This window comes from Allobosea sp. NPDC055332, from assembly GCF_053645455.1.
In genome coordinates, this window is the sequence record NZ_JBSHMO010000001.1 from 124,193 (window position 1) to 146,894 (window position 22,702).

A 22,702-nucleotide genomic window follows, 5' to 3' on the forward strand; every position below is an offset into this window, starting at 1 on the left:
TCATTGAGATCGGGCATACTTATCGCTATCTCCGGTTGCGGAGCTGGGGATTGCAGCCGTGCCGTCCATTTCAAAAAAACTGATAGCCGCCACTGCGCTGGCAGCGGCTTGGGCCGCCATAGCCTCGCCCGCGAGCGCCGCGGGCTTCTGGGAGACGCTGTTCGGCGTCCCGCAGCGCCGGGCCGTCGCCCCCATGCCGGAGAGCGTGCCGCTGCACATGACCGTGCGGCCCAAGCGCAAGAAGGCCACGACGACGCTCGATGCCGGCAAGGACGGGCCGAAGCCGAAGCTCGTCAAGCCGATGGAATATGCCAGCGATCCGTTCTGGTATCTCAAGGACGAGACGCTGAAGAAGGGCGACATCATCGTCCTGAAGGACCGCGTCGTGGTCTTCGACGGCGGCGCCCGCGCCTATGCCAACTTCGCCAGCTTCCAGTCGAGCCCGCTGCTTTCGGCCAAGGCGAAGAGCCAGCTCAAATACCTGGTCTCGACCCCGCGGGACAACTACACGGTCTGGGAACCGGTCCAGTCGATCTCGGACCGCAACACCAGCGCCTCGGCCGAGCTCTCGGAGCGCACGCGCTAAAGCAATTCCAGCAGAAGTGAACAGCGGGTCTGCGTCCGGAATTGCGTCCAAAGCAAAAGCTTTATGACGAGGCGAGCCGGCGCTCGCCCCATCTCATTCCAGTCGCATTGAAACCTTCGAACGGTCAGACCGAGGACAGAGCCTGACCGGATTTCGCAACTAGCGTCACTTCGCATCGGGCGTTTGCCCCTCCCTCCAGTGATGGAAAGGAGCCAATGATGCGCAGCCTCGCCAGAGCCGCTTGCCTGTCCTTCGTACTGGTCGTCAGCGCAGCCACGGCGCAGGGCCAGTCGCCTTCCCTCCCCTCCGATAATCCCGGCCTGCAGGATCCTTCCGCGATCCGCAAAGCCGTCGTGATCGAGCGCCGCTCGCTGCCGCCGCAATTGCGCGTGCAGGTCGACAGCGCCGTCGCGCAGACGAGCCCCGACGATCTGCAGCAGCTCAGGCGATCGATCGAGACCATCCCCGCCGCCACCAGGGCCTTGCAGGCCAGGGGCATGAACTCGGCCGCGATCATCGCAGTCGCGCTCGACGAGGACGGCGATCTGACCCTGATCGCCGAAGAGAGCATCTGAAAGCCAGACGATTTGGGGGTGCCGGCCGGCAGGCCGAGCGCTTCCACGGGCAGCCCGGCGCTCCTGCCCCGACCAAGGTAGCGCCGCGAGAGCCGGATCCGATCGGATTGGCACAATCTGATCGGTGAATCCGTCTCTCTCTCGCAATGAAAGGACCGATCATGAAGCTGACTGAAGCAAGCATCGACACCGCCCTGCATCAGCTCGACGCCCAGGCGATTCCGGAGAACCATCCCGCCACCGTCCAGCTCGGCGAGCTGTTCGGCGAGCACACCTTCTTTCTCGACGCCGGCGGCCTGACCATCATCGAGCCGGTCAAGACCGATGGTGCCGCCGAGGCGATGGGCCGCGTGGTCAAGCTCGCCAGATGGGGCGACGAGACCCGCCGGAACCTCGCGCCGCACGAGCCGGAATATACCGACATCATGGTCACGCTCGACCGGGCGGCGTAGCGCTGCTCGTCATCGTCATGGTCGGGCTTGTCCCGACCATCCACGTCTTCCTTCATCAAACGCCGTGTTGAAGACGTGGATGCTCGCCACATGGGCGAGCATGACGGCGTGCGACCTCAGCCGAACGCCCCGATCTCATGCTGGATCGCGCCCGAGATCTCGCGCAGCAGCGCAAAGCACTCCCGCATCGGCTCGACCACGTCGCGATGGAAGGCGGCATAGGCGCCGCCCTCGCGCGGCCCCGGCGGCTCGCCGAAATCGAGGCCGAGCGCCGGGTCGGGATTGAGCGGGAAGATCTCGCCGAGCAGCGCGAGCGCCCCGTTCATGTCGAGCCGCAGAATGCGCTCGAGCAGGAGCTCGCGCGTCACGCCGGCATGCGGCCGGAAATCCGGGATATGCGTCGCCGACAGCCAGATCCGGTGCAGTAGCGCAAGCCGCAGCGTATGCAGCGCCACCAGCCGGACCGGCATCGCCGGCGGCTCGCCTGCCGCCTCCTTCAGCTTCAGCCGGTCGGAGGCGAAGCGCCAGAACAGCCTTCGCAGTGCCGGGGCGAGATCGAGCTGCGCCAGCGCCTCGGCGACGGCGAGCAATTCGTCTCGCCGGCCCTCTTTCTCGGTGCGCCGGGCCCGGTCGAACCAGGAGCCGGCATCGAGCGTGTCGAGATAGGCGCGCAGCACATCGAGATCACTGTTCGCCATCGCATGGGCCGCGAGCCGATAGGCCCGGCCGAAGCGCTCCGAGCCATCGCGCATCGTGGCGAACAGCTCCGGTGCCCTTGCCGCCGCCTGGCCGATGCCGTGCACGCTGTTCGCCAGCCAGCCGAGCTGCTGCAGGATGGCGTTGTTCGGGATCGCCCGCAGTTCGCGCGGATGGCGGATCACCGTCGGCCCGCCGGCATCGCTCTGCCGCGCCGCCGGGCGCGAGCCGGTCTTGTCGAGCAGCGAGGGACCGAAGGTGCCGATCAGCGCCGCATAGCCGGGATCGTCGACGAGATGGGTCATCTCCTCGCGCACCGTCTGGAAGAATTCGGTGGCGAAATCCGGCTCGGCATAGATCGGATCGTCCGTGCCCGCCGTAGCATCGGCGAAGACGGCTTCGGCGATGCGCGCCACCGTCGCCCCCGCAAGCCCCTTGGTGCCGAACAGCAGATAGCCGTCGCTGCCCTGGAAGCTGGTCTCGCGCGTCACCTTGACGCCGGCCTTGGCGAAGGCCCGCCGCGGCCATTCCGGATCGAGATAGGCCAGCCGGTCTTTGAGGCTGTCGGGATGGGCGCCGCGCCCGGCCGACTCGCCATGGGTGTCGAAGATCACCAGCTCGATATCGGTGAGCCCATAGCGCTGCAGCAGCTCAAGGATGCGGCTGCGCAGCCGCTCGACCCAGAACGTCGCCGCGACCTGGCCGATATAGCGGCCGGAATCGGAATAGCCGAACTGGACGCAGAGCCGGCCATGGCGCTTGAGATAGTCGCGCCAATGCGGGCTGCGCAGCGCCTCGTCGATGATGCGCGGCCCCTGCTCCAGCGCGTCCGAGGTCTCGAACAGCGGTGAGATCTCGACGAGATCGGCGATGCCAAAGCGCCTGGCGAGATAGAGCGCTGAGAGCAGCGTGTAGCCGGTCTCGGTCTCGGCGATCAGGAAGCGCACCGGCCGCGAGCCGTCGACATGCTTCACGATCTGCGCGACCATCATCATCATCCGCGCCGCCGAGGCGCGCTCGACCGCGAGCGCGCCGAAATCAACCGGCGTCGGCCTGGCCTTGGCCAGCGCCTGGTTGACGGCGGCGAGGAAGGCGCGCCGCTGCGCCGGCTGGGCCGGTTCCTCGTCGAGCGGGATCACGCCGCGCATCGCATTGTGCAGCTGCGAGGCGTTGAGCCGGAAATGCGGCAGCGCGATCGAGACGCCATGAGCGATGACGCCGGCCCGCGCCAGCACCAGCGCTTCGGCGGCCGCCTCGTCCTCGGCCAGCACGACCGCCTTGTCGAGCGCCGCCAGCAGCTTGGAGGCGTCCGGCATTGCCGCCTCGCGCTCGCCGACCAGCGACAGCGAGAAGGCCTGCAATGCCGCGATCTCCGGCTTGCTGTTCAGGGGCGGACAGAGGGCAAGCTGGCGCTCGACGGCCGCGAGCGCGCCCTCGACCAGCGCCCTCACCTCGGCTGTCGCCGGCGCCTCCGGCAATTTCTCCAGCAGCCGGAAGAACTGGCCGCGCTTCGATTCCAGCCGGTAGCGCAGCGTGTCCCACCAGCCGATATCGGTGCGCCCATCGGTGTCGCAGCCGACCCAGGAAGCGAGCTGCAAAGCGCGCGGCTTGAGCTCGCGCCAGCGTTGCGGCCAGCGCGCCCGCGCTTCGGTGAGGAAGACTGCGTTCAGCCGGTCGATCGCATCGCGGGCGTTGCGCACCGAAAAACGCGCCTGCTCGAACTCGTCCTGCAGGGTGATCGCCGCATCCGGCCGGAACGACAGGTCTGCAGCCATCAGTGCCGCCGCCTCGCCCTCGTTCGAGGCGAGATCGGCCAGCGCATGCGCCACCGCCCGGCTCATGCCGAAGGTCGGATGCGCCGTGAAGACGGCGGCGAAGCGCACCCGCGCCAGCGCTGCGCCATAGGCCTCGAAGGGCTGTGCCGAACCGCTCGCCTCCTCGGCGACGCGCCGCGCCAGCGCCGCATAGGCCTCGTTCTCGTCGCGTTCCAGCCCGACATAGGTCGCGACACGCGCCGCCCGGTCGGCGAGCGCAGCTCGGCCGAGCTGGCGGATCAGCGCCGCGGTGTCGACAAGTGTCACCTCGCCGCGATCCATTTTCCGGGTCAGCCAGAGCGTGACGCGTAAGACCGGATTGCCGAACGGGTCCTCGCGCGCATCCGAGCGCGCCTGCACGATCGCCGCCGACAATTCGTTCGCCAGCGCCGATGGCGACAATTCCTCCACACCCGCCACGCCGCTCTCCGCTTTTTTCAATCGTTTGATGAGGCGGCCGGCAGGTGAGCAGGATTCAGACTTTGCTGCAACTGCGAAAAGCATTGTGGCAGCGCAGCGGCCACGGCGGTGCCGCTGACTGGGCGTCGGCATGGCCTGGCCGATCGCGCCAAAATTACAACATGGCGACGCGAAGCCTGACGAGGTTGCAGAACCGGCTTGCTCACAGCGATGGCCTCCTGTCTTGAGCAATGCGATGCCGGCGCCTTTTCCAGGTCTTTCCATGCTGTTGCGCACTGCTGCTGTCGTGTCCCTTGCTGTCCTGCTCGGCGGCTGTCTCAATGCCGCCGGCCACAAGGCACCGCCGCCAGGCGCCGAAGAACTGCTCCAGCAGATCGCGCAGGACGAGCCGAAGGTCCGCAAGCTGGTCGCCTTCGGCCTGGCCGAGACGCCGCAGCTCAGGGGCGTCCTTTCCGGGCGGCCCCACCTCACCAGCGCTACGATCGCCGGCCCCCAGCTCCATCAGGATCCGATCACGCCGTACTGGGCGATCCTCTATTGCGTCGAGGCGGAGACCACCGGCTTCTTCTCGAAATTTGCCATGCACGTCGCCGTCAGCAAGACGCCCAATGGTTGGCGCGGCAGCGCGACCAAGGAGAAGCTCGGCATTGTCTGCACGCAGCCGAAGCGTCCCTTCCCCGAGCTGGTGACGCGCGCCAATGAGCTCGCCGACGCCCAGCCCCCGAAGCCGTAGTATCGGGCTCGCCCCTCCGAATATGAGGACGGGCCCCTCCGGCCCTTACAATCACCCTGTCCATGGCCATATTGGGGGCACCCCGGAGGAAGCCATGGACACGACCGTGCGGCGCAACCTCTCCGGCAACTGGGGCGTCTCCGACCTGCTCGAGCGCCCGATCTGCTCGATCATTCGCGATCCGCACGGCAGTTGCTGGATCATCCTCTCGCAGGATCAGATTGCGCGCCTGAGCGACATCCGGAAGGGGCCGTTCCTGTCTGTGGAAGCAGCCATGACGGCGATCGAGAAAAACCTCAACGGACCCTGCCGTCATCATAGGGCAACTGTTCCGCAGAACTATTTTCCGTAAGGTCCTTGCAGCCGCGAAACAGATAAACCTGTCGGCACAACTTCATTTGGCCACATTGCCTGGATAGAAACAGCAGGCAGGCGAAGAATGCCCGGCTGGCTCCCCTGATTGGAACCGGCGCCGCGCCTCCACCCTACCGTCGAAAACTGAATGCTGCCCGTGGCAGCACCATCGTCGCACGCAAGCGTGCCCGGCGATGTCACCACAAGACCGCACGGCCTCGGCCGGGCGGCAAACGGATATAAATGCAAGAATCAATCGAACTGAAGTCCACCCAGACCAGGCGTGTCGCCACTGCGATCGCCAATACGCTTCCGCCGAAATCCGCACCCGCAAGATCCGCACCCGATTGGAAGCCGCAGCCCTGCGGTCTCAGCCGCGAGGAGCTGCGTCGCATCGTCAAGAAGATGCTGGGATGAGGAGGCTGGACATGTCCATACACCAACCCAGAAGCACGACCTTCGACAATCGCGTCACCCGCGCGGGCTCACGCGCCGACGCCTTGCAGCCGAGGCGCGGCTCGACCGCGCAGGCGAGCTATGAGCGCTATCTCGCCATGGCCAGGGCCAAGGCCCTCGCCGGCGACCGGATCGAAGCCGAGCGCTACTACCAATATGCCGAGCATTACCATCGCCTGATCAGCGGCTCGGCCGCCTGAGGCCCCGTCCCGTCCTTACGGCGGACAGAGGTCATCACACGACATAGCCCCTCGCCAGGGTGATCTCGGCGCGCAGCGCCTCCGCCAGCCCGGTCTGCCCGAGACGCTCCATCTCGCCAGATGCATGCTCGCGCTCGTCGATCTCCGCCAATATCGCCGCCCGCACCTCCGATGGGCCCAGCAGCAGCCGCTCGACCTCGGCCGCGCCGCTGCGGAAATCATGCTGGACCACCGCCTCCTGCCTGGCCGTCGCCGGCGGTGCCTCGGCATTGTCGATCGCGGCGACGAGTGCCCGGATCAGCTTGGCCTCGTCAGCGCGCCCGCTCTTCATCGCGATACGCAGATCGGCCCGCAACCGGGTTTTCATCTCGGCGCCCGCGTCGATTTGCGCGGCGGCTCCTTCTGTCGTCATGACCTCTATTGATCTCTATTGCTCCTCGTATTAGGAATTTATGGGAGCAATAGGGAATATTCAATGTCGGATGGACTCGTCACCGTCGAGCAGGCGGCCACAGAGCTGAACCTCCACCCCAAGACCGTGCTCCGCTACATCCGCGAGGGCCGGCTGCCGGCGACGCGTGTCGGAAAATCCTATCGGATCGCCCGCTCCCGGCTCGACGCCTTCGCCGGCCTCGCCAGCGGCAGGTCCGAGGCAACGGCGTCCGCCCGCGCAACCTGCATCCTCGATATCCCCGACATCGCCGTCGAGCGGGCCGAGCGCATCGCGACCTTCCTGCAGGCCGTAGCGCTGACCGGCGATGCCGACAGCCCACCCTTGCACCTCGATACGGCGTTCGATCCGCAGGCCAGGAGCCTCAAGGTCGTGCTGATCGGGGATCCGGCCGATGTCGGACGGCTCCTCGAGATGCTGCAGATGCAGATCGGGAACCGGCCATGAGCGACCCGGTCTACGGCAACGCCTCGACCGCCGCGGCGGTCGAGGCGCATTACCGGCGCGTGCTCGCCCGCTGGCCGGTCCCCAGCACGCAAGCCCATCTGCCGACACGCCAGGGCCCGACCTTCGTCGTCGCCAGCGGGCCGGAAGACGCGCCTCCCGTCGTGCTGCTCCACGGCTCGCAGGCCAACTCGGCCGCCTGGCTGCTCGATGTCGCGCTCTGGTCGACCAGGTTCCGGCTCTACGCGGTCGACATGATCGGCGAGCCCGGCCTCAGCGCGAAGGTCCGGCCCGCGCTCGCCGGAGATGCCCACGCCCTCTGGCTCGACGACGTCTTCGCCGGGCTTGGGCTGTCGCAGGCGGCGCTGGTCGGCATGTCCCTGGGCGGCTGGCTGGCGCTCGACTATGCGAGCAGGCGGCCCGGCTTCGCCCGGGCGCTCGCTTTGATCGGCCCGGCCGGCATCGGCCGGCAGAAGAACTTCCTCCTGAAGGCGCTGCCGCTGCTGCTGCTCGGCGGCTGGGGCAGGCGCAAGGCGCGCGAACTGGTGCTGGGCCCCTTCCCGAAGGTGCTGCCGGAAGCGGTGCGGTCGCTCGCCGAGCTGATGGAGGAGATCGGCGGGGCCGTGCGCCCGCGTATCGTCAGCATCCCGCGATTGACGGATGCCGAGCTCGCCGGCCTCGGCGTGCCGATCCTGGCGGTCCTCGGCGGGCGGGACGTCCTGCTCGATTCCCGGGATACGCGGACGAGGCTGCAACGCGCCGCCCCGCAGGCCGAGATCTGCTTCCTCGATGACGGCTACCATTTCCTGCCGGACCAGACCGCGCGCGTCATGGCGTTCCTGGAGCGTAGCGCCGTCCTGACATGAGTCTGCGGAACCGCGCCGCAGAACCCGTCTCCTGGAAGGAGAGGGTTCCCGCGCTTGGCCGATCAAGCGAGCGACCTCCAAGCGGGGACAGATCCCCAATCAATCCCCGCCCCTGAAACCTGCTTTATGCTTCTCCCCGTCCCATCCGAGCCGAGGGGGCTTCGCGAGGCGTCGAGAAGCCGGGTGGGAGAGCGGTGTCCGTGGCGACAGAGCTTCGCAAGCTCGAAGAGCACGCTCCGCAAAAGTGTGATCCACTTTTGCGATCCGAGCTTGCTCCTCCACCACGGAGGGGTTTTCGTCGATGGGAGAGGCCCTCCCAGTCCTGCCGGACGTAACCAGACGACGAGAGCACCGTAAGAGAACCGCGCGCGGGGTTCGGGCAGTGGCCAGTGGCGCTGCTTCGACACATCGACATCGACATTCGGCACGCAGCCGTCGACTGCGGCGCCGCCTTAACCCCGCGCCCTCCCTCGGATGGCGTTTTTCGCAAACCCCGCGGCAGAAGCCGGCGGGAAGCGCAACCGCGGGCACAATACGAGCCCGCCCGGGCCATGATGACCGGATTGCGGCGCAATGATGTATGCGGCCGGGCTCAGCGAGCTGGGGGGCCATGCATCGCACGCAATCGAGGATGCTTGGCAAGGTTCTCACCGCAACCTAAAGAAGATTATCGAGTCGCCTGACAACCGGAACGATTCCCGGCTTTGGACACCGAGCAGAAGCGAAACACCGGATGCCAGTGAGCTCGTGGAAAAACCGGACGAGACATAAGAGGGAGCAGGCGCAGCTCTGCATAGCCGGCAAAATATACCTATCAACACTAAAATTTTGAGAACTTCTACTTCCGGCCCGTTTCTTTAATTGCCACCCTGTACAGCTACGCACAGGAACCTGACCATGAAGAAATGGGACATCCTTATCGGCGTACCTTCATACGACAGAAAACTATATATTGAGACGTCGAAATCTATCACCGGCACGATCGTCGAACTCGTCACCGTCAATGCGAAGGCTGCACTTTTTGCGGTGAGCGGCTGCGCCCTGATCACCCATGCGCGCAACGCGATCGTCGCCGAGTTCCTCGCGCGCAAGGAAAAGACCCACCTGCTCTTCGTCGACGCCGACATGGAATGGCAGCCGCATACCGTCCTGCGCATGCTGAAGGCGAACGTACCCTTCGCCGCCGCCCCCTATGCCAAGAAGCGCTATAGCAACTCGGCGACGCTCCGGGCCCAGCCGAAGAATTTCGACATGCTCCAGGCCGCCTCGCTGGAATGGAACCTGGAGTTCCACGACCGCGATGTCCTGAGCGGCAAGCGGGAGATCCCCGGGGTTCGCGGCGGCTTCGCCAGGGTTGTGCGTGTCGGCGCCGGGCTCACGCTGTTGCGGCGGGACATGCTCGAAACCATGGTCTCGAAATACGCCGACACCGAATACAAATGGGATGGCCGGAGCGACAACATCTCGCCGAGGGCGCGCTATTTCGGCCTTTTCGATCTGATGAAGGACCCCAATGGCGTGATCCTGGGCGAGGACTACGCCTTCTGCGACCGCTGGGTGAATGGCTGCGACGGCGAGATCTGGTGCGACATCGACGCCCGGCTCGGCCATCATGGCCATCACCGCTATTCCGGCGCCCTCGCGGAGAGCCTGCGCCTGCGCGGCCGCTTCACCGACGGGGTTGGAACCGACTGAAACCCGCCGGATGACGGGATCGGCAAACGCAGTACGATCTGCATCGCCTTCCGTGGCGCCGGCTGGCGTCCCCCTGGTCCCGAGCGCCAATGAGACGAAGCAGCCAGACCCGCCTGCCCGCGCCCTATCTCCGGCGCATCTGGCTCGACCGCGCGGCGGTGCCGGACCCTGACGCCTATCCCTGGTGCCTGCCCTTCCTGCGCGAGGACTTCGAGCTTTCTTTCGACAGGTCGATCACCATCATCGTCGGCGAGAACGGCACCGGTAAATCGACGCTGCTCGAAGGCATCGCCGTGCTTGCCGGCTATGACGAGGCCGGCGGCGGCAAGGGCTATCGCCCGGTCGATCATGCTGAGGCAGTCGAGGCCATGGGCGGCGCCCTCGCGCACTCGCTCAAAGCGAGCTGGCTGCCAAAAGTCACCGATGGCTGGTTCTTCCGGGCCGAAAGCTTCTTCTCGGTAGCGCGCTATCTCGACAAGGCCGCGCTCGATGCGGGCCAGCGCGGCCCGGATTTCCTCTCCCATTCGCATGGCGAGGGGTTTTTGCGCTTCTTCGAGGAACGCTGCCAGCGCCGCGGCATCTTCATCTTCGACGAGCCGGAATCGGCGCTGTCGCCGGCCCGCCAGATCGAGTTCCTCAAGCTGCTACGCCGCATGGACCGGCTCGGCCAGTGCCAGGTGATCATGGCGACGCACGCCCCGATCCTGATGGCCTATCCCGGCGCCCGCCTGCTCGGCCTGACCAAATACGGGCTCGATCCGGTGACGATCGAGCAGACCCAGCATTTCCGCCTGATCCGCGAGTTCTGCCTCGATCCCGCGACGTTCGTGGAGACGATGATGGAGGAGTGAGGGGCGATCGCATCAGGCCGATCGATGACAAGCCGGCGCGACATGACCGCCTTCGGTCCATTGCTGACGACGTATTCTCGCCGCAGTCAGCCTGAGATGCGCTCGATGATTTGCCCCATGATGTGCCGCAATTCAAATTGACTAGCAAAATACTCATCAATCTCGCCGAATACCGAGTATGAAGAGACATCGAAGCCTTCTTCGATATCGTTATACCAGACTACAGAGCTACCAAATATTGCAACAATCCAATAATCTCCAGCGTCGTCGCCGCGCGTGATTGCCCATTTTTCTGGCGCCGTAGCTACTAATTCCCATATGCGCAACTGCGCTGCCGACATCTTTGCTGTTTCAAGTTTGATTTGATCGCGAATGAACTGCTCCGTAGCGGGCGACCAATCCATCTTCATCCCCGTAGCTGGCATTGCCAGGCTCCGCCCTTAACCTGACATCGGCTCCTAGCATGGAACGACCGAGTTGTAGTTCAGGTCCCAGCGCTCCTTACCGATCAATCTCATGATCTGGCGGTTATTGAACAGAAAATAGAACCTAGCTTCGCTCCGGCAGGAAGCGCACTCCCCATAGCACCCTTCTGTTACATGCACGCTCCCGGCTCCCCTAAGCTCGGAAACGAACGAATAATTTCCGGGCCAAGTGTCCTGCGCTTCATCATTTGGGTACCAGTCCATCACGTCACCGATGCGGTATTCTCGATTGCAGAGTCGCGCATCTCCATCGTAACCGCCGAAATCAGCGCATGTTGAGCATTGGGCGCGGTGTTGCGTTGACGAATTACACACCTCGCAGAACGAAGAGAAAACTATGAAATTGCGGGCTCCCACTTGGCCTCCATTCTCTGTGCGCCAGCTATTGCCGCAGCTGCCACCAAACTATACGCCGCTCCCCGGGGCGCAGAGGCTGTCAGATAAAGTACTTTGTCCAGACACCGCCGATGCTGTCCCGTCCAAAGCTGATTCCTGCAGTTTCGTGAGTAAAGATTTCTACGAGCGTCTTGTCTCTCGCAATGATGTGTCCGAGACCAACCGGGCGGAATGACTTCGAGAAATTCTCATCATCGCCATGATCATCGTGGCCACAATCGACTTGAATCTCTCCATCGTCGAAAAATACGACATGGCAGACAGGCCGCTCATTCGTGAAGATGTGATCGCAAACCAGGCACCGCCGTTCCATCGTTCTCCCCAAAACACGTCATCGATGTCCGCTGATTGGAGCAGGTCAGCTCTCCACCCGTACCAGTCATCACCTCAGGCACAACACCCTATTCACCAGCAGCCGAAGACGCCTCCCGGAGGCGGTGCTAGACCTGCCTCACCAGCAGCTACTTGTCCGAGGCCCCGCCTTGCCCCACTCCCACTCCCTCTCCCCCGCCCGTCTCCAGGCCGCCGTCGATTTCGCGCAGGCGCATGATTCCCCCTGGCCGCGCAGCATGTTCTATCCGGACGGCGCCTATGTCGGGAATCGCGAATGGGACGAGAAGGGTCCCTGGACCGAGATCGTCGGGCCAGTCGAGCCGCGCGGCGGGCCGGCCGGCGTGGTCTTGAAGAGCGGTCAGGTCGTCGCCGAATGGGGCGAGACGAACCGCGCCGACATGACCTTCTCGATCGCCAAGAGCTATCTCTCGGTGCTGGCGGGTCTCGCCGTCGCCGACGGGCTGATCGCCGATATCGACGATGCCGTTGGACGGAGTGTCGACGGCCCGCATTTTTCCAGCCCGCATAACGCGAAGATCACCTGGCGCCATCTGCTAAACATGAACAGCGAATGGCAGGGCGAGATTTTTGGCAAATCCGACCAGGTCGACCATTACAGGCAGATCGGCATCGGCGCCGACAACAGCCGCAAAGGCCAGCGCCGCGAGCTGCGCGAGCCCGGCAGCCTCTACGAATACAACGACGTCCGGGTGAACGCGCTCGGCTATGCGCTGTTGCGCCGCTTCCGCAAGCCGCTGCCGCAGGTGCTGCGCGAGCGCATCATGGATCCGATCGGCGCCTCGCAGGGCTGGCGCTGGGAGGGCTACGAGACCTCATGGCTCGAGATCGACGGTGAGCGCATGCAGTCGGTCCCCGGCGGCGGCCATTGGGGCGGCGGCCTCTTCATCAGCGCCCGCGACCATGCCCGCTTCGGCCAATTGATCGCGCAGAACGGCATCTGGGAGGGGCGCGAGCTGATCCCGTCCTCCTGGCTGACGCAATCGGTCGCGCCCTCGCCGACCCTGCCGAATTACGGCTTCCTCTGGTGGCTGAACCGCGGCCCGGCCGCCAATCCGAAGCTGCCGGCGAGCGCCTTCAGCGCGCAAGGAGCGGGCAACAACCTGATCTGGATCGACCCCGAGCACGAGCTCGTCGCCGTGCTGCGCTGGATCGACAAGGCCGCGATCGACGGCTTCCTGGAGCGGCTGGTCGCGGCGGTCGACTAGCTCGCGCCACCCTTCAGTAGGGCGGCTCCTGATGGACGAGCTTGCCGTCGATCAGCAGCCGCTTGATCGCCGCCTGCCCGGAGCCCGACACGGCGGCGACGATCTCCAGCCGCTTGCGCTCGGTCGCCTCGATGGCGCGGCCGGTACCCTGCGGCACGAAATAGCTTTCGAGCCCATAGGTGACGCGGATGGCGCGGCGGCCGGCATTGCAGTCGGGATCGCCATCGGCATTGGTGACGCAGGCGCCCGCCGAGGCGACCTTGCCCTCGAGCACGGTCTCGCCAGCGCCGGCAGCCGGGCGGGCGAGATAGACGCCCCTGGCCTCGGCGAGGCCGTCGGCGCCGGGCGCGACCCGGACGAAGACGCTCTGGTTGCGCTCGAAGCTCTTGTCGCCGTCGATCTTCGAGAGATCGAGTGTGCTGATCTTGTAGTTCAGGATGACATAGTCGCCGCGGAACAGGTCGCGCGGGTCGAGCGGCGCTGTCGCCAGCCGGACCTCGGTGCCCGAGCGCAGGATGCCGGCCCGCGATTCGACCAGGGCCAGGGTGAGCCCGCAGAGCAGGACGATGGCGGCAAGCCCGCGCCAGAGCGGCGAGACGCGGCCGAGAAGCGCGTCGGCGGAAGGCAGGCGGATCACGGCGCGGCCTCCGTCGGCTTGCTGAATTTGGCGAGGAGCCGGCGCATCCCGCTGGCGAGGCCGATCAGCAGTGCCCCGCCGACCAGGAAGAACAGCGACTGGTCGAGCAAGGTGCCGATGGTCTGCCAGAGCAGGATGACGATGGCGATGGCGAACAGGGTCGAGCCGGCGACGCTGAGCCGGCGCACGCCGCCGCCCGCCCCAGCGATGACGATGCCGATCGCGATCGCCAGGATCAGCGCCGCGACGACGATCTTGCCGGCCATGCTGACCGCGCCGCCGCTCCAGAACAGCACCGGCACCAGCAGCGACATGAAGAGCGCCAGTGCGAGCGGCCAGGCGAAGCGGCGCTCGCGCGCCAGCGCCGCAACTCCCACCAGGGCGGGCACGGCCAGCGCATAGGCAAAGTAGTTCAGCCAGAGTGCCGTGCCCGGCTTCGCCTCATTGGGTTCGAGGATGCGGGCGAGCTCGACATTGAGCGAGAGGATCAGCCCGATCAGCCCCCAGGGCAGGCAGGCGGTGAGCAGGCCCGGCCCGCCACGGTCGAGCGCCAGCGCACCGAGCGCGACGAACAGCGCCGAGACCGCCAGCCAATAGGCGAGCAGGCCATAATCGAAGCGAAAGAAGGCGTACTGGCCCGGCAAGGTCGCGAACCAGCCGAGCAATACCAGCACCGCAAGGTGATGGACGAGGCGGTTGTGCCGGGTCGCGGCCAGCCAGAGCGCCGGCAGGAACGGAATCCAGAACAGCAGATGGGCGCCCGCCTCGCGCTCGTCCCAGCGGCCGCCGGCCCAGCTGGCGATCGCGACCAGCGCGACGACGAGCGCACCGTTGGAGCGCAGCAGGAAGGCGACGATCAGCGCGCCGATCGCGACCAAGAGCGCCCCGCCCGGCCAGTCGGTCGGCAGATGGTACATCTGGCCGACGAGCGCGACGCCGGCGCCGAAGATCAGCGTGCCGCAGGTCGCGGCGGCATCGGCGCCGCCGCTCGCGCCGCGGCTCTCCAGCCGCGCCGAGATGCCGAGCGCGCCGGCGACGCCGAGCAGCACCATGACGAGCTTGGCGATCCTGGGGATCTCCTCCCAGTTCGCCGCGACGAAGGCGGAGACGCTCGAGGCGATCAGCAATCCGCCGAACAGGCCGAGCAGGGCCGGCAGCTTGAAGCCGCCGCCCTCCTGCGCCAGCGAACGGCGGATGGTGGCGGCGCTCTCAGGGGCGATCAGCCCCTCGCCCACCCAGCGACCGAGATCGGCTTCAAGCCGTTTGCGATAGGAACCCGTCAGCATGCGCCCCTATTTGGCATGATTTGAGGGGATTCTGCGAGAGCGCTCTGCCCAGCCCTCAGCGACATCTGGCGGATCGCCCGGAACCGGGGCCGCGTGCCGGCCCAACACGGCCGCGCGACCATGCGATGTCTCATCGTCAAATGAAGTAGAAATCGATCCCGCCGACGGTGGCGTGCTTGGTGAAGCGCCCGCCGGGCGAGGACGAACCGCCGGTCCGCCATCCGGCAAGAATGCCGGTCGACGGCTCGGCGACCGTCGCGGTCTCGGCGACCTCGATCGCCGCCTCGACGAACTCCTTGAATTCCGCAGCCCGCGAATCCTTGGCGTCGTTGGCGATGTTCAGCATCTTCTGGATACGTGTCTTGATGCCATCATCGTATTGCGGATAGTTCTCGAAGCCGGCGAATTGCCCCTTTGCCTTGATGATATCGATGATGTTCTTCGCTCCCGGCGCACCGAACTGGGCTGGGTTGTTGCCCAGGCGATTATAGAGAACGCGATCCATCAGCTGCATCGAGCGCTTGGATTGGCTGAGAACATAACTTGAAAATGCTGGACCGCGCGCTTCGGCCAGCAGCAAGCGGACCTCCGCGCCCGTTACGGTGTTGCGATCGGGCAAATCGAGTTTGGCCACCGGAGCAACCCCTGGGTTGAAGGGGCATCATACGGACAGCTTCAGCGTTGTATAGTCAGGCGCTGGCCTTTGGCCTCGCAATCCCTGGTGAGATCGGCGACCCATTTGCGGGTGACGCGATAGGTGCTGCCTTTCAGGGCCTGCTCGTCAGCAACGACATCCTTCTTCAGGTCGATCACGCGGCGCGAGAACCCTAGATCATCCGAGCCTGGCTCCAGAAGAATGATCTGCCCCCCTGCACGCCAGATCACCCACGCAGCCCGGCTGCTGTCTCCCGCAACGAAGCCAATCACGCAGACCTCGGTGCTTTTCGCCTTGCTCTTATCGAGAACATAGCGGCGCACGGTATCGCGATAGGGAGCGAATTGAGGATCGCCGCCAATATCGAAGAAGGTCGCTTGCGCCCGGGCAACGCCCGGGCCGTAGAGAACAGCGGCGATGCAGATCAGAGCCTTCAAGCGCGTCACGATCGGCCCCCGACAACTCCACTCAGAGCACCTGCGGACCCCGTTTCCGCGATGACCACACCGATCTCACGTTGTCCGACGGAGCGCTGCTTGGCCTCCGGCGCAATCCGCACCGGAGGCCAAGCAGCATTCTCTCGCATGTGCCGGGCGCATTCAACCGCCCGCCTGCCGCCTCGCCCTAGACAGCAGCTTTCGCCTTCTTCTTCCGGGCGAGATCGGGCGGCGTCGCCTCTTCGGTCAGCGCCGCGATCACGGCGTCGAGGCTCATCACCGTCTGGGCCTGGCTGCCGAGGCGGCGCACGGTCACGGTCTTCTCTTCGGCCTCGCGCTTGCCGACGGCGAGGATCACCGGGACCTTGGCCAGCGAGTGCTCGCGCACCTTGTAGCTGATCTTCTCGTTGCGCAGGTCGGCGCGGGCACGCAGGCCGGCCGAGAGCAGCGCCATGGTGACCTCTTCGCCATAGCCGTCCGCTTCCGAGGTGATCGGGCAGACGACCACCTGCTCGGGCGCCAGCCAGAGCGGGAAATGCCCGGCATGGTGCTCGATCAGGATGCCGACGAAACGCTCCAGCGAACCGCAGATGGCGCGGTGGACCATGACCGGCTGCTTCTTCTCGCCGTCCGAGCCGATATAGAAGGCGCCGAAGCGCTCCGGCAGGTTGAAGTCGACCTGCGTCGTGCCGCACTGCCAGTCGCGGCCGATGGCGTCGCGCAGGACATATTCGAACTTCGGCCCGTAGAAGGCGCCCTCGCCCGGATTGATCTCGGTCTTGATCCGGTTGCCGGACTGCTTCGCGATCGTCTCCAGCACGCTGGTCATGACGTCTTCGGCATGGTCCCAGACCGCGTCGGAGCCGACGCGCTTCTCCGGCCGGGTCGAGAGCTTGATCACGAGCTCCTCGGTGAAGCCGAAATCCTCGTAGACCGAGAGGATCAGGTCGTTGATCGCCATGCACTCGGCGGCGAGCTGCTCCTCGGTGCAGAAGATGTGGGCGTCGTCCTGGGTGAAGCCGCGCACGCGCATCAGCCCGTGCAGCGCGCCGGACGGCTCATAGCGATGGACGTTACCGAATTCGGCCAGCCGGATCGGCAGGTCGCGATAGCTCTTGAGGCCATGCTTGAAGATCTGGACATGGCCCGGGCAGTTCATCGGCTTCAGGGCGAAGACCTTGTGGTCGCGCTCCTGGTCGTTCGGGTTCTCGAAGGCCGAGGCCGACTTCACCGCGAACATGTTGTCCTGGTACCAGCCCCAGTGGCCCGAGGTCTCCCAGAGCGACTTGTCGAGCACCTGCGGGGCGTTGACCTCCTCATAGTCGGCGGCGAGCCGCCGGCGCATATAGGTCAGCACCTCCTGGAACAGCCGCCAGCCCTTGGAGTGCCAGAAGACGACGCCCGGCCCCTCCTCCTGGAAGTGGAACAGGTCCATCTCGCGGCCGAGGCGGCGATGGTCGCGCTTCTCGGCTTCCTCGAGCTGCTTGAGATAGGCGTCGAGCTCCTCCTGCCGGGCGAAGGCCGTGCCGTAGATGCGGGTCAGCATCGCGTTGTTGCTGTCGCCGCGCCAATAGGCGCCAGCCGTCTTCATCAGCTTGAAAGCGTTGCCGACCTTGCCGACCGAGGTCATGTGCGGGCCGCGGCAGAGGTCGATCCAGTCGCCTTGGCGGTACATCTTCAGCGTCTGGTCGGCGGGAATGGCATCGACCAGCTCGACCTTGTAGGCCTCGCCCTTCCCGGCGAAGAAGTCCTTGGCCTTGTCGCGGCTCCAGACCTCCTTGGTGAAGGGTTTGTCGCGCGCGATGATCTCGCGCATCTTCTTCTCGATCGCCGGGAAGTCCTCCGGGGTGAAGGGCTCGTTGCGCGCGAAATCGTAGAAGAAACCGTTCTCGATGACCGGGCCGATCGTCACCTGCGTGCCGGGGAAGAGCTCCTGGACCGCTTCGGCGAGAACGTGCGCGGTGTCATGCCGGATCAGCTCGAGCGCGCGCGGGTCCTCGCGATTGAGGAACTCGATCTTCGCGTCGGCGGTGATCGGGTCGGCGAGGTCGACGACCACGCCGTCGAGCGCCATCGCGACCGTGCGCTTCAGCAGCGAGGGGGAAATGCCGCCGGCAAGCTCCTTGCCGGTGATGCCGGCCGGGAATTCGCGCTGCGCGCCATCGGGAAATGTCAGGGAGATCGTCATCGATCGGCTCCTGCTCACTCGGGGATACAAAGCCCCGTAAGCCAAGGCCGGCTGCCTTTGAGGGGCGCGGCCGGCAGCCGGATCGGCGCGCGCCGGCACGGCCTATACGAGCGGGAGGGCGCAGGCAATCGGCGCATCGCAAATCGCGGCCTCGCCGCTTGCAACCAGCGCTAGACTGACGATAGGTTATGCAATCGACTTCCGATCCTCTCAGTCGGTTCGATCGCCATGCAGCCAGCGATGTCACCGGACGCCGCAGCGCCCGTCCTGCGAGACGTGGATTCGTGGCCGTTCAACTGGATCGGCGACCTGCTGCGGGTGATCTATGCCTGTCGCGTCGCCGCGATCTCGGTCCTCCTCGGCTATCTCCTGCTGACGAAGGTTCCGCAGGCGCGCGACCTCTTCCTGGTCTTCCAGGGACCGGCATTCGGGCCGGGAACGGACTATCCCCGCTTCTGGGAGATGCTGTTCCGCTGGCTGGTCTATTTCGTCATCCATATCATCGCCTGGAGCAGCGCCGTCCAGGCGTCCGCCGAGCACCTGCTCGGCGAGAGCGCCTGGCTGATCGGCCCGTCCCGCGAGCTGACCCCGCGCGACATGGCGATCTACGATCGTCGCTTCCGCGCCTTCGTCGTCGTCGTGCCCTATGCGCTCGCCCTCCTGACCTTCTTCGCGGTCTGGTGCGGCTATGAGGCGGCGCTGGCCGACCTGCCCGGCGCCGGCGACGACTCCCTGGCCTTGTCGGCAGGCATCCTCCGCAGCGGCTCGGCCGGCTTCTATGTCGCCCTCGGCTGCGGCATCGCCGCCCATCTCTTTCTCTGGGGTCGCAATATCCGGCAGATCGCCAGGACCGAGGCGCATTTCCGCGAGAAGAAGACGGCGCAGGGAGAAGGCGGGAGCGGCTGGCGTGAGGCGGTGAGCCTGCACGCCGCCGCCTGGCTCGCGCTCGGCCTGCTGATGCTCGGGGCCGTCGCGGCCTTCGGCGATCGCCTGCTGGCTGTCGTCTCCGGGATTTATCTCGTCCCGATCCTGCTCGGTGCCTGGATTCCGGTCTTCACGCAGATCGGCATGGCGAGCCAGAGGACGCGCTTTCCCTTCACCGTGCTGCTGCTGGTCGCCTGGCTGCTTGCCGCCAATTCCTGCGGCCATTCGAATCTCGTCTCGCGCGCCAGGCAGGAGCCGCAGCCGGCCATGGAATTCGGCGAGGCTGTCGCGGCCTGGAAACAGGCGAACTGCGTGGCCAGCGGCACCTGTCCGCGCCCGGTCCTGGTGACGATTGCCGGGGGCGCCTCGCGCGCTGCCTTCTTCGCCGCGACGATCCTCGGCGAGCTCCTCGACAACCCCTGCCGGCAGCCTGGCCGCGCCTGCGAAGGGCCCGACGCCACCGTGCCTCTGCTGGGGAAGCGGGTCTTCTCGATCTCGGGGGTGTCCGGCGGCTCGCTCGGCGCGATCCAGGCCGTGGCCGCCATGAGCGATGCGCGCCGCGCCCCGAAGGACACCACGCTGCTCCCGCCCTGCATCGACAAGAGCCCGGCGCATTTCTTCAAGACACCCAACGAAAGCAAATGGCGCGACTGCCTGCAGGTGCTCGCCGGCGAGGACTTCCTTTCGCCGACCGTGCTCGCTTTGGTGACGAGCGAGCCGTTCCTCTTCCTCGAGCCGGTGCTCGGCCGGTTCTGGCCAAGCGGCCATTTCCTCGACCGCGCCGCCATTCTCGAGAACAGCTGGATCAACCACTATCAGGACAATGTCGTCGCGCCGGCGCAGGGCGCGCAGACGATGCCGGCGCGCGGCGACCTCGCCCAGTCGTTCAGCCGGTTCGGCCAGGGCGTGCGCAAGGCAGGCAGCTGGCTCCCGCTCCTCGTCCTCAATGCGACTTCGGAGGAAACCGGCAAGCGCGTTCTCGCCAGCCAGCTCGCCAACCAGCTGGAACCCGCGACCCAGATCAAGCTCGACCGGCCGACATTGTTCGTCGACGCTTTCGAGGCATCGCGTTTCCTCGGCGAACTGGTCTCGCCGAAACCGAATTGCGCCATCGCCCGCGGCAACGGCCTCGACCTCACCCTCGCCAGCGCAGCTCTCAACAGCGCGCGCTTCCCGATCGTCTCGCCGGCCGGGCGTTTCGCCGATGGCTGCGACGTCACGCTCCGGGCGGTCGATGGCGGCTATTTCGAGAATGACGGAGCGACAACGACGGCCGAGATCGCCGACGCGCTGAAACGCTTCGGCCTCGCGCCCGTCGTGCTCCACATCGCCAACGACCCGGTCGACTTGATTGCCGACCCGGAGCGCGACCAGCGCCCGCCTCCGCGCGAAGACTCGCTGGCGCCACTGCTGATGGCGCCGGTGAACACGGTGCTGTCGACCCGCGGCGCGCGTGGATCCTATGCCCTCGCCGCGCTGGCAGGCGTGGTCGGCAAGGACAACGTCGCCGACTTCCTCGTCTTCGGCGAACCCTCGGCCCCGACCGGGGACAAGTTCGCCATCGTCGACAGGCTGACGGGCTTCGAATACGTGCCGCCCGAGATCGAACGCCCGAAATGCTTCGAGCGGACCAGCCCGACGACCGAGCTCGCCGCCGGAGCGAAGGCCCCGAGCGAGGGGGCGCCGCCTCCCGCCGTGCCGAACCGGGCGACGGTGCTGAAGGAGGTGTCGATGAGCTGGTGGCTGTCGAAGCCGGTTCAGGAATATCTCGACCGGCAGACCTATCACCGGCGCAACTGCCAGTCGCTGCTCAAGGCCCGGATGTGGCTCAACGAGCCTCTCTCCGCCCCTGAGCAGAAGACGATCGCCGAGCAGCCCGCGAGCGCGCCGGTCAAGATGCCGGACCGTTGACGCCGCGCCAGCGGCCATAGGCCCAGGGCTTGTACCAGGCGCCTTGCGGCGGCAATTCCTCGCAGACCAGGTCGATGCCGGAGGTGCCGAGCGGCGTACAGCGGCAGATTCGGGCAAAGCCGACCCACCCCCCGGCCCAGAGGCCGTGACGCTGGATCGCCTCGTCGGTGTATTCCGAGCAGGACGGCCAGTGTCGGCACTGCCGGCCGATCAGCATCGAGAGGCTGAGCTGATAGCCGCGGATCAGGAGATGCGCGCCCCGGCGCGGAGCGAGCGCGACGCCGCGTCGCCATGAAAGGCTTTTTTCAGCATGTTTAGGCAAGTATGACTCAGGCGAACCTCGCCGCCCCCTCTCACCCATCTCCATCGCCCCCGCCAATTCTGCCCTTCCCAGCCCCGGTCATGATGCGCGCTCGTCTCTTCGCCACCGCCACCGCCCTCTGCGGACCGCTTCTCGCGCTCGCCCTGGCCATGCCGGCGGCAGCACAGCAGCGACCCTATCTGATCTGGCTCGACGCCGGCAAAATCGACGTCGCCAAGGTGATGGGCCTGCCGCCCGCGCAGAACTCGCCCGAGCACCGCGCCGAGTTCGAGAAGGTCCTGGCCATCTCCTCGGCCCGCACGCCGGAGCGCGAGAAGCAGGCGATCGCCGACCAGTACCAGACGCTCAACGCCTTCGTGAACGGCATCGACCACGCCTATGTCGAAGGCACCCACCGCGAGACGCGCCTCCTCATGCGCGAAGCGCAGATCGAGCTCGCCATCCTGCTGAAGAGCGTCAACCGCCTGACCAGCCGCATCCGCCCGTTCCAGATGTGGAACAAGGTCAGGGTCAAGCCCTGCCCCGGCGGGCGCCCGGAAGGCACCTCCTTCCCCTCGGCCCATGCCGCGACGGCCGCGCTCTATGCCACGCTGCTCTCCGAAGCCGTGCCCGAGCTCGCCGACAAGTTCGAGCAGCGGGTCAAGAGCTATGGCGAAAGCCGCCTCGTCTGCGGCTTCCACTATCCGACCGACCTGGAAGCCGGCGACAAGATCGGCCGCGTCGTCGCCAAGGCGCTACTCGCCGAGAAGGCGTTCAGGGTCCGCTTCGACGAGACGCGGGTCGAGACGCGGCAGGCCTTCGGGCTGAAATAACGCTCAGCCCGCGACCGTCTCGCGCCGCTTCGCCTCGATCTGGCCGATCGCGTCGACCACCGCGTCGAAGGTCAGCATGGTCGAGGCGTGCCGGGCCTTGAAGTCGCGGACCGGCACGAGCACCGACAGATCCGCCCATTTGCCCGCGGGCGGCTCCGCGCTTTCCTTCAGGATCGCCCGTGCCTGCTCGCGCACCTGCCGCAGTTCTGCGGCGGTCGAGCCGATGACATGGCGCGCCATGATCGAGGACGAGGCCTGGCCGAGCGCGCAGGCGCGGACATCATGGCCGAAGCCGGTGACGACATCCTGGTCCATGGTCAGGTCGATGGTGACCGTCGAGCCGCACAGGCGCGAATGGGCCGTCGCCGTCGCATCGGGCGCCGGCAGGCGCTCGAGCAGCGGGATGTTTCCTGCCAATTCCAGGATTCGCTTGTTGTAGACGTCGTTCAGCATGGGTTGCCCCGCCGGGTCTGGAGTTGCCGGCTTTCGCAACCAAT

General features: G+C 66.1%; 23 protein-coding genes. 13 read left to right on the top strand and 10 right to left on the bottom strand.

Annotation, left to right across the window (positions count from 1 at the left end; all coding sequences use genetic code 11):
• Positions 1-58: 58 nt before the first annotated feature.
• The 3 genes from ACWIGM_RS00670 to ACWIGM_RS00680 all read left to right on the top strand — a co-directional run bounded on the left by ACWIGM_RS00670 (position 59) and on the right by ACWIGM_RS00680 (position 1,613).
• Positions 59-586, top strand: coding sequence for a hypothetical protein (locus tag ACWIGM_RS00670; RefSeq protein WP_454023998.1), 528 nt, complete (start codon positions 59-61; stop codon positions 584-586).
• A 218-nt stretch (positions 587-804) separates the two neighbouring features.
• Positions 805-1,161 (top strand): hypothetical protein, encoded by a 357-nt coding sequence (locus ACWIGM_RS00675; RefSeq protein WP_454023999.1) that lies wholly within the window; start codon positions 805-807, stop codon positions 1,159-1,161.
• Positions 1,162-1,322: 161 nt separating this feature from the next.
• Positions 1,323-1,613, top strand: coding sequence for a hypothetical protein (locus tag ACWIGM_RS00680; RefSeq protein WP_454024000.1), 291 nt, complete (start codon positions 1,323-1,325; stop codon positions 1,611-1,613).
• Positions 1,614-1,729: 116 nt separating this feature from the next.
• Here ACWIGM_RS00680 and ACWIGM_RS00685 read toward each other — a convergent pair whose 3' ends face one another.
• Positions 1,730-4,405, bottom strand: a complete 2,676-nt coding sequence (locus tag ACWIGM_RS00685) for a phosphoenolpyruvate carboxylase (RefSeq protein WP_454025427.1) — start codon at positions 4,403-4,405, stop codon at positions 1,730-1,732.
• 424 nt (positions 4,406-4,829) lie between these two features.
• Here ACWIGM_RS00685 and ACWIGM_RS00690 point away from each other — a divergent pair, with 424 nt between their 5' ends.
• The 3 genes from ACWIGM_RS00690 (at position 4,830) to ACWIGM_RS00700 (ending at position 6,286) form a co-directional block, all read left to right on the top strand.
• Positions 4,830-5,276, top strand: a complete 447-nt coding sequence (locus tag ACWIGM_RS00690) for a hypothetical protein (protein WP_454024001.1) — start codon at positions 4,830-4,832, stop codon at positions 5,274-5,276.
• A gap of 94 nt (positions 5,277-5,370) precedes the next feature.
• On the top strand, positions 5,371-5,628 hold the full coding sequence (locus tag ACWIGM_RS00695) for a hypothetical protein (protein ID WP_454024002.1): 258 nt from the start codon (positions 5,371-5,373) through the stop codon (positions 5,626-5,628).
• A 430-nt stretch (positions 5,629-6,058) separates the two neighbouring features.
• Positions 6,059-6,286, top strand: coding sequence for a DUF4167 domain-containing protein (locus ACWIGM_RS00700; protein ID WP_454024003.1), 228 nt, complete (start codon positions 6,059-6,061; stop codon positions 6,284-6,286).
• Positions 6,287-6,320: 34 nt separating this feature from the next.
• On the opposite strand, the gene ACWIGM_RS00705 is transcribed toward ACWIGM_RS00700, so the two are convergent.
• Positions 6,321-6,698 carry a hypothetical protein gene (locus tag ACWIGM_RS00705; protein WP_454024004.1) on the bottom strand — a complete coding sequence of 126 codons (378 nt, stop codon included), beginning with the start codon at positions 6,696-6,698 and terminating at the stop codon, positions 6,321-6,323.
• A gap of 63 nt (positions 6,699-6,761) precedes the next feature.
• On the opposite strand from ACWIGM_RS00705, the gene ACWIGM_RS00710 reads away from it, so the two are divergent.
• From ACWIGM_RS00710 to ACWIGM_RS00725, 4 genes are all read left to right on the top strand, one after another.
• A complete protein-coding gene (locus tag ACWIGM_RS00710) occupies positions 6,762-7,184 on the top strand; it encodes a helix-turn-helix domain-containing protein (protein WP_454024005.1) in 423 nt (140 codons plus the stop codon).
• Complete coding sequence (locus ACWIGM_RS00715) at positions 7,181-8,047, top strand: alpha/beta fold hydrolase (protein ID WP_454024006.1); 867 nt, start codon at positions 7,181-7,183, stop codon at positions 8,045-8,047. Before ACWIGM_RS00710 ends, ACWIGM_RS00715 begins: the two co-directional genes overlap by 4 nt.
• Before the next feature lie 897 nt (positions 8,048-8,944).
• The gene (locus ACWIGM_RS00720) at positions 8,945-9,742 is read left to right on the top strand and encodes a hypothetical protein (RefSeq protein WP_454024007.1); all 798 of its coding nucleotides are present in this window, start codon (positions 8,945-8,947) and stop codon (positions 9,740-9,742) included.
• 89 nt (positions 9,743-9,831) lie between these two features.
• Positions 9,832-10,593, top strand: a complete 762-nt coding sequence (locus tag ACWIGM_RS00725; protein WP_454024008.1) for an AAA family ATPase — start codon at positions 9,832-9,834, stop codon at positions 10,591-10,593.
• A gap of 86 nt (positions 10,594-10,679) precedes the next feature.
• Here ACWIGM_RS00725 and ACWIGM_RS00730 read toward each other — a convergent pair whose 3' ends face one another.
• Complete coding sequence (locus tag ACWIGM_RS00730; RefSeq protein WP_454024009.1) at positions 10,680-10,997, bottom strand: hypothetical protein; 318 nt, start codon at positions 10,995-10,997, stop codon at positions 10,680-10,682.
• 959 nt (positions 10,998-11,956) lie between these two features.
• Between ACWIGM_RS00730 and ACWIGM_RS00735 the strand changes: the two genes are divergently transcribed.
• Entirely contained in the window at positions 11,957-13,033 is a 1,077-nt protein-coding gene (locus ACWIGM_RS00735) for a serine hydrolase domain-containing protein (RefSeq protein ID WP_454024010.1), read from the top strand.
• Between the two features lie 13 nt (positions 13,034-13,046).
• Here the strand turns inward: ACWIGM_RS00735 and ACWIGM_RS00740 are convergent, their stop codons facing one another.
• The 5 genes from ACWIGM_RS00740 to thrS all read right to left on the bottom strand — a co-directional run bounded on the left by ACWIGM_RS00740 (position 13,047) and on the right by thrS (position 18,236).
• Positions 13,047-13,670 carry a GDYXXLXY domain-containing protein gene (locus ACWIGM_RS00740; RefSeq protein ID WP_454024011.1) on the bottom strand — a complete coding sequence of 208 codons (624 nt, stop codon included), beginning with the start codon at positions 13,668-13,670 and terminating at the stop codon, positions 13,047-13,049.
• Positions 13,667-14,956, bottom strand: a complete 1,290-nt coding sequence (locus ACWIGM_RS00745) for a DUF2157 domain-containing protein (RefSeq protein ID WP_454024012.1) — start codon at positions 14,954-14,956, stop codon at positions 13,667-13,669. Before ACWIGM_RS00745 ends, ACWIGM_RS00740 begins: the two co-directional genes overlap by 4 nt.
• A gap of 136 nt (positions 14,957-15,092) precedes the next feature.
• The gene (locus tag ACWIGM_RS00750) at positions 15,093-15,461 is read right to left on the bottom strand and encodes a hypothetical protein (RefSeq protein WP_454024013.1); all 369 of its coding nucleotides are present in this window, start codon (positions 15,459-15,461) and stop codon (positions 15,093-15,095) included.
• A gap of 170 nt (positions 15,462-15,631) precedes the next feature.
• The gene (locus tag ACWIGM_RS00755; RefSeq protein WP_454024014.1) at positions 15,632-16,057 is read right to left on the bottom strand and encodes a hypothetical protein; all 426 of its coding nucleotides are present in this window, start codon (positions 16,055-16,057) and stop codon (positions 15,632-15,634) included.
• A gap of 178 nt (positions 16,058-16,235) precedes the next feature.
• On the bottom strand, positions 16,236-18,236 hold the full coding sequence (gene thrS / locus ACWIGM_RS00760; RefSeq protein ID WP_454024015.1) for a threonine--tRNA ligase: 2,001 nt from the start codon (positions 18,234-18,236) through the stop codon (positions 16,236-16,238).
• A 276-nt stretch (positions 18,237-18,512) separates the two neighbouring features.
• Here thrS and ACWIGM_RS00765 point away from each other — a divergent pair, with 276 nt between their 5' ends.
• Complete coding sequence (locus ACWIGM_RS00765; RefSeq protein WP_454024016.1) at positions 18,513-21,071, top strand: hypothetical protein; 2,559 nt, start codon at positions 18,513-18,515, stop codon at positions 21,069-21,071.
• On the opposite strand, the gene yidD is transcribed toward ACWIGM_RS00765, so the two are convergent.
• Positions 21,052-21,432, bottom strand: coding sequence for a membrane protein insertion efficiency factor YidD (yidD, locus tag ACWIGM_RS00770; RefSeq protein ID WP_454024017.1), 381 nt, complete (start codon positions 21,430-21,432; stop codon positions 21,052-21,054). The two genes, ACWIGM_RS00765 and yidD, sit on opposite strands and share 20 nt — an antisense overlap.
• A 41-nt stretch (positions 21,433-21,473) precedes the next feature.
• Between yidD and ACWIGM_RS00775 the strand changes: the two genes are divergently transcribed.
• Positions 21,474-22,205, top strand: a complete 732-nt coding sequence (locus tag ACWIGM_RS00775; RefSeq protein WP_454024018.1) for a phosphatase PAP2 family protein — start codon at positions 21,474-21,476, stop codon at positions 22,203-22,205.
• A 3-nt stretch (positions 22,206-22,208) separates the two neighbouring features.
• On the opposite strand, the gene ACWIGM_RS00780 is transcribed toward ACWIGM_RS00775, so the two are convergent.
• Positions 22,209-22,658 carry an iron-sulfur cluster assembly scaffold protein gene (locus tag ACWIGM_RS00780; protein WP_454024019.1) on the bottom strand — a complete coding sequence of 150 codons (450 nt, stop codon included), beginning with the start codon at positions 22,656-22,658 and terminating at the stop codon, positions 22,209-22,211.
• Positions 22,659-22,702: the final 44 nt, after the last annotated feature.